At 56.9% G+C, this 3121-nt stretch carries 2 rRNA genes; both read right to left on the bottom strand.

The annotated features are described in order from the left end of the window. Window positions 1-1279: ribosomal RNA gene (locus AC5WRL_RS27980) — 23S ribosomal RNA — on the bottom strand; the annotation flags it as partial. 190 nt (window positions 1280-1469) lie between these two features. Beyond that, window positions 1470-2997, bottom strand: a 16S ribosomal RNA gene (locus tag AC5WRL_RS27985). Window positions 2998-3121 lie beyond the last annotated feature (124 nt).

Genomic DNA, 3121 nt, shown 5'->3' on the forward strand with positions numbered 1-3121 from the left:
TTGTTGCAGTGACACGACTTCGGCGGTGTACTTGAGCCCCGCTACATTGTCGGCGCAGAATCACTCGACCAGTGAGCTATTACGCACTCTTTCAAGGGTGGCTGCTTCTAAGCCAACCTCCTGGTTGTCTCTGCGACTCCACATCCTTTCCCACTTAGCACACGCTTAGGGGCCTTAGTCGATGCTCTGGGCTGTTTCCCTCTCGACCATGGAGCTTATCCCCCACAGTCTCACTGCCGCGCTCTCACTTACCGGCATTCGGAGTTTGGCTAAGGTCAGTAACCCGGTAAGGCCCATCACCTATCCAGTGCTCTACCTCCGGCAAGAAACACACGACGCTGCACCTAAATGCATTTCGGGGAGAACCAGCTATCACGGAGTTTGATTGGCCTTTCACCCCTAACCACAGGTCATCCCCCAGATTTTCAACTCTGGTGGGTTCGGGCCTCCACGAGGTCTTACCCTCGCTTCACCCTGCCCATGGCTAGATCACTCCGCTTCGGGTCTAGGGCATGCTACTCAATCGCCCTGTTCGGACTCGCTTTCGCTACGGCTACCCCACACGGGTTAACCTCGCAACACACCGCAAACTCGCAGGCTCATTCTTCAAAAGGCACGCAGTCACGGCACGCGGAGCAAGCTCCACGCACGACGCTCCCACGGCTTGTAGGCACACGGTTTCAGGAACTATTTCACTCCGCTCCCGCGGTACTTTTCACCATTCCCTCACGGTACTATCCACTATCGGTCACCAGGGAATATTTAGGCTTAACGGGTGGTCCCGCCAGATTCACACAGGATTTCTCGGGCCCCATGCTACTTGGGAAACCTTCAAGTGAGCCGCACAGATTTCAGCTACGGGGGTCTTACCCTCTACGCCGGGCCTTTCGCATGCCCTTCGCCTATCTACACGGTTTCTTACTCACCGACCGTCCGGCAGAACGATCAAGAAAGCTCCCACAACCCCGCATGCGCAACCCCTGCCGGGTATCACACACATACGGTTTAGCCTCCTCCGGTTTCGCTCACCACTACTCCCGGAATCACGGTTGTTTTCTCTTCCTGCGGGTACTGAGATGTTTCACTTCCCCGCGTTCCCTCCACACCGCCTATACATTCAGCAGTGGGTGACAGCCCATAACGACTGCCGGGTTTCCCCATTCGGAAACCCCCGGATCACAGCTAGGTTGACAACTCCCCGGGGACTATCGCGGCCTCCCACGTCCTTCATCGGTTCCTGGTACCAAGGCATCCACCGTGCGCCCTTAAAAACTTGGCCACAGATGCTCGCGTCCACTGTGCAATTCTCAAACAACAACCGAAGATTCGACCTTTCACAGCCGTACCTTCAGACACCCAACAGCGAACCAAATGTTGCAGTCAATGTTCCACCCATGAGCAAACCACCGCCGGACACTCGCCGGCGCAGTGGCTCTGGACTACCCGAAAGCAGCCTAGAAGCTCCTTAGAAAGGAGGTGATCCAGCCGCACCTTCCGGTACGGCTACCTTGTTACGACTTCGTCCCAATCGCCAGTCCCACCTTCGACAGCTCCCTCCCACAAGGGGTTAGGCCACCGGCTTCGGGTGTTACCGACTTTCATGACGTGACGGGCGGTGTGTACAAGGCCCGGGAACGTATTCACCGCAGCAATGCTGATCTGCGATTACTAGCGACTCCGACTTCATGGGGTCGAGTTGCAGACCCCAATCCGAACTGAGACCGGCTTTTTGAGATTCGCTCCACCTCACGGTATCGCAGCTCATTGTACCGGCCATTGTAGCACGTGTGCAGCCCAAGACATAAGGGGCATGATGACTTGACGTCGTCCCCACCTTCCTCCGAGTTGACCCCGGCAGTCTCCCGTGAGTCCCCGGCAGCCCGAAGGCTCCGCTGGCAACACAGGATAAGGGTTGCGCTCGTTGCGGGACTTAACCCAACATCTCACGACACGAGCTGACGACAGCCATGCACCACCTGTACACCGACCACAAGGGGGACCCTATCTCTAGGGTTTTCCGATGTATGTCAAGCCTTGGTAAGGTTCTTCGCGTTGCGTCGAATTAAGCCACATGCTCCGCCGCTTGTGCGGGCCCCCGTCAATTCCTTTGAGTTTTAGCCTTGCGGCCGTACTCCCCAGGCGGGGCACTTAATGCGTTAGCTGCGGCACGGACAACGTGGAATGTTGCCCACACCTAGTGCCCACCGTTTACGGCGTGGACTACCAGGGTATCTAATCCTGTTCGCTCCCCACGCTTTCGCTCCTCAGCGTCAGTATCGGCCCAGAGACCCGCCTTCGCCACCGGTGTTCCTCCTGATATCTGCGCATTTCACCGCTACACCAGGAATTCCAGTCTCCCCTGCCGAACTCTAGCCTGCCCGTATCGACTGCAGACCCAGGGTTAAGCCCTGGGCTTTCACAATCGACGCGACAAACCGCCTACGAGCTCTTTACGCCCAATAATTCCGGACAACGCTTGCACCCTACGTATTACCGCGGCTGCTGGCACGTAGTTAGCCGGTGCTTCTTCTGCAGGTACCGTCACTTGCGCTTCTTCCCTGCTGAAAGAGGTTTACAACCCGAAGGCCGTCATCCCTCACGCGGCGTCGCTGCATCAGGCTTTCGCCCATTGTGCAATATTCCCCACTGCTGCCTCCCGTAGGAGTCTGGGCCGTGTCTCAGTCCCAGTGTGGCCGGTCACCCTCTCAGGCCGGCTACCCGTCGTCGTCTTGGTAGGCCACTACCCCACCAACAAACTGATAGGCCGCGGGCTCATCCTGCACCGCCGGAACTTTCCACACACGAGCATGCGCTCATGTGTCGTATCCGGTATTAGACCCAGTTTCCCGGGCTTATCCCAGAGTGCAGGGCAGATTGCCCACGTGTTACTCACCCGTTCGCCACTAATCCCCGGCCGAAACCGGTTCATCGTTCGACTTGCATGTGTTAAGCACGCCGCCAGCGTTCGTCCTGAGCCAGGATCAAACTCTCCATGAATGCTTCATGTAAGAGCAAGGAAAATCCTCGCTAATTGCTGCACCTCAGACGAGGTCGAGATGCAGACTCAGTAAATAATCTGGCATTGACTATTTGGCACGCTGTTGAGTTCTCAAGGAACGGA

It is taken from the genome of Streptomyces sp. NTD107, assembly GCF_059510435.1.